4 protein-coding genes and 2 tRNA genes are annotated in these 5,776 nt (G+C 44.5%); 3 read left to right on the top strand and 3 right to left on the bottom strand.

Annotated elements, in window-relative coordinates; genetic code table 11:
* Positions 1–67: 67 nt before the first annotated feature.
* Positions 68–150, top strand: a tRNA-Tyr gene (locus tag ACMJ0U_RS03330).
* 9 nt (positions 151–159) lie between these two features.
* Positions 160–232 (top strand) — tRNA-Gly (locus tag ACMJ0U_RS03325).
* A 50-nt stretch (positions 233–282) separates the two neighbouring features.
* Here ACMJ0U_RS03325 and gcvT read toward each other — a convergent pair.
* Together gcvT and pepT are read right to left on the bottom strand one after the other, a co-directional pair.
* Entirely contained in the window at positions 283–1,368 is a 1,086-nt protein-coding gene (gene gcvT / locus ACMJ0U_RS03320) for a glycine cleavage system aminomethyltransferase GcvT (RefSeq protein ID WP_417128165.1), read from the bottom strand.
* A gap of 72 nt (positions 1,369–1,440) precedes the next feature.
* Positions 1,441–2,670 carry a peptidase T gene (pepT, locus tag ACMJ0U_RS03315; protein ID WP_417128164.1) on the bottom strand — a complete coding sequence of 410 codons (1,230 nt, stop codon included), beginning with the start codon at positions 2,668–2,670 and terminating at the stop codon, positions 1,441–1,443.
* A 220-nt stretch (positions 2,671–2,890) separates the two neighbouring features.
* Here pepT and ACMJ0U_RS03310 point away from each other — a divergent pair, with 220 nt between their 5' ends.
* The gene (locus ACMJ0U_RS03310; RefSeq protein ID WP_417128162.1) at positions 2,891–4,087 is read left to right on the top strand and encodes a BamA/TamA family outer membrane protein; all 1,197 of its coding nucleotides are present in this window, start codon (positions 2,891–2,893) and stop codon (positions 4,085–4,087) included.
* Positions 4,088–4,287: 200 nt separating this feature from the next.
* Here the strand turns inward: ACMJ0U_RS03310 and ACMJ0U_RS03305 are convergent, their stop codons facing one another.
* Positions 4,288–5,694 (bottom strand): amidophosphoribosyltransferase, encoded by a 1,407-nt coding sequence (locus tag ACMJ0U_RS03305; protein ID WP_417128161.1) that lies wholly within the window; start codon positions 5,692–5,694, stop codon positions 4,288–4,290.
* Positions 5,695–5,776 lie beyond the last annotated feature (82 nt).

Raw genomic sequence — 5,776 nt, 5'->3', positions numbered from 1 at the left:
GCAAATTAAAAAAATAATCATACCTTTGCATCGCAATTGAGAAAAGCACTAAATCTTGATTGCGGACGGGCAAATACCAGAGTGGCCAAATGGGGCAGACTGTAAATCTGCTGGCTTACGCCTTCGGTGGTTCGAATCCATCTTTGCCCACTAAAAATTGCGGAAGTAGCTCAGTTGATAGAGCATTAGCCTTCCAAGCTGAGGGTCGCGGGTTTGAGTCCCGTCTTCCGCTCATGAAAAAAGCCTGTCTTTCGACAGGCTTTTTTCGTATCCTTTTCTTGTTTATTTTCGGAAAGGAGGTCTCACAACCTGTGCTTTCAGTTTCCTTCCACGGTTGTCCAGATAAATCTCTGTACCCGGCTTACTATATTCAGTCTTTACGTATCCCATACCGATTCCTATCTTACGCATAGGCGACATGGTTCCTGAAGTGACCTGACCGATAGGCTCTCCTGCCTCATTCAGCAACGCATAGCCATGACGGGGAATTCCACGGTCAATCATCTCAAAACCTACTAATTTCCGGCTGACACCTTCCGCTTTCTGTTTCTCCAATGCCGCACGATTGGTAAAGTTCTTATTCTCCACAAACTTGGTAATCCAGCCCAATCCGGCTTCCAACGGAGAGGTTTCATCCGTAATGTCATTTCCGTACAGGCAGAAGCCCATTTCCAGACGCAGTGTATCGCGAGCGCCCAAACCTATCGGCTTGATACCAAACTCCTGACCTGCTTCGAAAATCGCATCCCAGATTTTCATAGCCACTTCCGGATAGAAATATAATTCAAAGCCCCCGGCTCCGGTGTATCCGGTATTGGAAAGAATCACATTCGGCACTCCGGCAAATTCACCAACCTTGAATGTATAATAAGGAATGGACGACAAATCTACGGAAGTCAGTTTTTGAAGCGTTTCGCAAGCCTTAGGCCCCTGAATGGCCAACTGCGCCATTCGGTCAGAAGAATTCTCCAATTCCGCCCCCACTTGATTATGAGACACGCACCAGTTCCAGTCCTTTTCGATGTTTGCTGCGTTGACCACCAGCATGTATTTCTCTGGTTCATATGCATACACCAACAAGTCGTCTACAATTCCTCCGGTCTCATTCGGAAAACAAGTGTACTGTACCTTTCCCGGTGTAAGCACGGCTGCGTTATTGGAAGTCACTTTCTGAATAAATTCGAGTGCATGAGGTCCTTTTACCCAAAATTCCCCCATATGAGACACATCGAAGACACCCACCGAATGGCAGACAGTGAGATGTTCATCAATAATTCCGGAATATTCAATCGGCATGTTATAACCTGCAAACTCATGCATTTTAGCTCCGAGTGCAATGTGCTTCTCGGTAAATGGAGTTGTTTTCATAAGGTATATATTAAGGTTGATAATAAGTTGCGAGTCCAACCTCAGCAAGGCAGACCCGCAACCGTTGTATAATTAGCAGTATCTTTTAGCAGTAAGTTCCGCTATCTTCACTACCACGTTCATGGCTTTCTCGATAGACTGTACAGGAACAAACTCATAACGTCCGTGGAAATTCAGTCCGCCGGCAAAGATATTCGGACACGGAAGTCCTTTGAATGAAAGCTGCGCACCGTCTGTACCTCCACGAATTGCTTTTACTTTCGGAGTTACTCCAGCTTCCTGCATTGCCGCAAAAGCAATATCAATAATATGCATCAACGGTTCCACCTGCTGGCGCATGTTGTAGTATTGATCTTTCAGTTCTACGGTAATTGTACCTTCACCATATTTCTCATTCAACTGTGCAGCATAGTCCAGCAAAGCCTGCTTACGTGCTTCAAACTTCTCACAATCATGGTCGCGAACAATATATGAAAGTACCGTATTTTCTACTTCACCTTCCATACCAATCAGATGATAGAAGCCTTCGTATCCTTCCGTCGTACCCGGCGTTTCATTTGCAGGCAACAGAGAAGCATATTCATTAGCTACCAACAAAGAGTTAATCATCTTGTTTTTTGCGTATCCCGGATGTACATTGCGCCCCTTTACCCGAATCTTTGCAGCTGCAGCATTGAAGTTTTCAAATTCCAGCTCGCCGACTTCTCCTCCGTCCATGGTATAAGCCCATTTCGCACCAAATTTCTTCACATCAAACTTGTGGGCTCCCAGACCGATTTCCTCATCCGGATTAAAACCGATACGGATGTCACCATGCTTGATTTCCGGATGTGCAATCAGATAAGCCACCGCACCTACAATTTCTGCAATTCCGGCCTTATCGTCCGCCCCCAGCAAAGTATGACCGTCGGTCACAATCAAATCCTCACCTACATGATCCAGCAGTTCCGGGAAATTAACAGGAGACAGAATGATATTCTCTTCCGCACACAGAGGAATATCCTTTCCATCGTATTTCTCAACGACACGCGGTTTTACATTCTCTCCGCTCATATCGGGACTGGTATCCATGTGGGCAATAAAGCCGACCACCGGAACCTCATGCTCCACATTCGAAGGAAGTGTGGCAAACAAATACCCGTTTTCATCCAAGGAAATATCTTTCAATCCCAGTTCCTCCAATTCCGTTTTCAAGTATTGCGCAAATACCATCTGCTTCGGCGTACTCGGAGTGACACCGGTCGATTCGTCCGACTGCGTATCAAAAGTCACATACTTTAAAAAGCGTTCAATTACTGTCATATCACTTTATAATTTACAAATATCTTACTTTTGTAAAAGTAAAAAATACCCAGAGAATGACCAAAAGACTTACCATTTTTTATCAGAACGCAAGGATGATTTACCTACTTACGGCGAAAATTCAGGCACCAATCTGACTTTTAAGTTAAAAAGACAAGGGAATCCAAAAACTCTTAAAATAAGCCCAATCAGATTCGGCCCTTTTTTGTAATTTTGCCGCATGAAAAAATACTTACTCATTTGCATCTATTGCCTGTTCATCGTAGCAGGAAATGCACAAGAATCTCTTCAAGACAGTCTGTTACGCCAGCAACAGACGGAGAAAGAACTCAAAAAACAAAAAAAAGCAGCCCGCAATTTTCACTACAACATATTGGGAGGCCCGAGTTATACTCCTGACTTTGGTCTGCTGATAGGCGGAAGCGCCCTGATGACGTTCCGCATGAACCCGAAAGACACCACCATGCGCCGTTCGGTTATCCCGGCTTCCGTAGCTTTCATGTTCAACGGGGGATTGAATCTGGTGGTCAAACCACAGCTTTTCTTCAAGAACGACCGCTTCCGTATCTTCGGACAGTTTACGTTCAAGAATACCCAGGAAAACTTCTATGGTGTGGGATACGATACCAACAAGAATTATGTACGAAGCGACACAACCAGCCAATATCGTTATAGCGGAATACAGATTAATCCGTGGTTCCTTTTCCGACTGGGAGAAAGCAACTTCTTTGCAGGTCCACAAATCGACATTACCTACGACCACATTATGGATCCAGCCAAATATCTGGTGGAACAACCCGACTACAAACGCGCAGGAGGTACCGCCGACGGCTACAAAAATTTCAGTTCAGGAATTGGCTTCCTACTTACCTATGACACACGCGATATACCTGCCAATCCTTACAAAGGTCTTTATTTCGACTTGAGAGGATTGATATACCAGAAATTTTTAGGTAGCAACTCTAATTTTTCTCATTTGGAACTGGATTACCGACAATACAAGACTGTAGGGAAACGCAAGGTCTTAGCATGGACAGTACAGAGCAAACATTCTTTCGGGCATAACCTTCCACTGAACAAATATGTGCTGAGTGGTACTCCTTTCGACTTAAGAGGATATTACATGGGACAATACCGAGACAAATCGTCACACGTGGCGCTGGCCGAATATCGCCAGATGTTCAATACCGACCAGAACAACTGGATTAAAAGAGTGATTAACCGTCTGGGCTTTGTAGCCTGGGGAGGATGCGGATTTATGGGACCTACTCCCGGAAAAATAGAAGGAGTGCTTCCTAATGCCGGACTGGGACTTCGCATAGAAGTACAGCCCCGCATGAATGTCCGCCTGGATTTAGGACGCGATTTCACCAATAAGCAGAATCTGTTTTATTTCAACATGACTGAAGCATTCTAAAAAAGTACACCGACATTTATTCCCTTTTGCCAAAGAGAATCCTCTATTTCACAATGTGGGATACAAAAACCACACTGTGAAATACATATCCCGCAGTGTAGGACACATATTTCACAGTGTGGTACTGAGAATATTCCTATTGGTTTTCTTTTATACGACAGAGAGATTACAACAAGCCTCCCCACATGTCCAAAAACTTATCAGAAACAGCTGGAGCCATCGAAACAATGCGTACAAACCTTGCACTTCGGCAAGCCAATAGCTTCTATCAAGGTTTCCAGCGTATTGAACTTCAATGAAGTCAATCCAAAACGTGCACGAATACGTTCTACCAGCTCCTTGTATTCTGGAGAATCTGTAGTAGCATATTTGTCGAGTTTGGTATTTTCATCACCCTCGATTTCCTTGATAATACGACGAGTAATCAATTCCATATCCCCTTTAGAAGAAGTAAAGCCAATGAAAGGGCATCCGTAAATCAACGGCGGACAAGCAATACGCATGTGCACTTCCTTCGCTCCGTAATCGTAAAGAATGTTCACATTATCACGAAGCTGTGTACCACGCACGATAGAATCATCGCAGAACAACAGACGCTTGCCCTGTAGCATGGCACGGTTAGGAATTAACTTCATTTTAGCTACCAGTGAACGCATGCTCTGATTGCTCGGTGTAAAACTTCTGGGCCAAGTCGGGGTATACTTGGCTATAGCACGATGATAAGGAATTCCCTTACCTTCTGCATAACCTAAAGCCATACCTACACCCGAATCAGGAATACCGCAGGCACAGTCCACTTCAAACTCATCCGTCTGTCCCATCTTATATCCGCTCATGAAACGCACTTCTTCTACGTTTTTGCCTTCATAACAAGAAACAGGAAAACCGTAATATACCCACAAGAAAGAGCAGATTTGCATCTTCTCGTTCGGCTTGCGAAGCTGTTCAAGCCCGTCGGCACGCATACGCAGAATCTCACCCGGTCCTACATATTTGTCGATTTCAAAATCCAGGTTCGGCAAACTGCTCGACTCGCTGGTGGCAGCGTATGCCCCATCCTTCTTTCCGATGATAATTGGCGTACGTCCCCATTTGTCACGAGCCACGATAATACCGTCTTCGGTCAGAATCAACATAGAGCAGGAGCCTTTGATTTTGTTGAATACATTTTCAATACCTTCCACAAAATCCTTTCCTTGTACAATAAGCAATGCTACCAGCTCCGTGGGGTTAGTTTTTCCCATGCTCATCTCCGAGAAGTGCATATTGTTGTTCAACAATTCCTGCACCAGTTCGTCCATGTTGTTAATCTTCGCTACCGTCACAATGGCAAAACGCCCCAGATGAGAATTAATCATCATCGGCTGAGGATCCGTATCACTGATGACACCAATTCCTGCTTTTCCTTTAAACTTAGGAAGCTCACTCTCGAACTTCGTGCGAAAATAAGAACTCTCCAGATTGTGAATCGAACGTATGAACCCCTCGCCTTCGGCGTATGTCGCCATTCCGGCGCGTTTCGTTCCTAAATGTGAATTATAATCCGTACCGTAAAATAAATCGGTCACGCATTCAGCCTTAGAGACTGTTCCGAAAAAACCACCCATTCTGTATGTATGTTATTTAGTTGTTATGATTTTCGGGTGCAAAAATACAGAAAAAAACGGGAAGTCATTGCCAAGCTTTTTC

Source organism: Phocaeicola sp. (assembly GCF_048170425.1).
Lineage (GTDB): Bacteria > Bacteroidota > Bacteroidia > Bacteroidales > Bacteroidaceae > Phocaeicola.
This window is presented reverse-complemented; position numbering and strand designations above follow the sequence as displayed.

Coding starts and splice junctions, on each gene's coding strand:
- ACMJ0U_RS03310 (WP_417128162.1), top strand. CDS start 2,891: ATGAAAAAATACTTACTCATTTGCATCTATTGCCTGTTCATCGTAGCA.
- gcvT (WP_417128165.1), bottom strand. CDS start 1,368: ATGAAAACAACTCCATTTACCGAGAAGCACATTGCACTCGGAGCTAAA.
- pepT (WP_417128164.1), bottom strand. CDS start 2,670: ATGACAGTAATTGAACGCTTTTTAAAGTATGTGACTTTTGATACGCAG.
- ACMJ0U_RS03305 (WP_417128161.1), bottom strand. CDS start 5,694: ATGGGTGGTTTTTTCGGAACAGTCTCTAAGGCTGAATGCGTGACCGAT.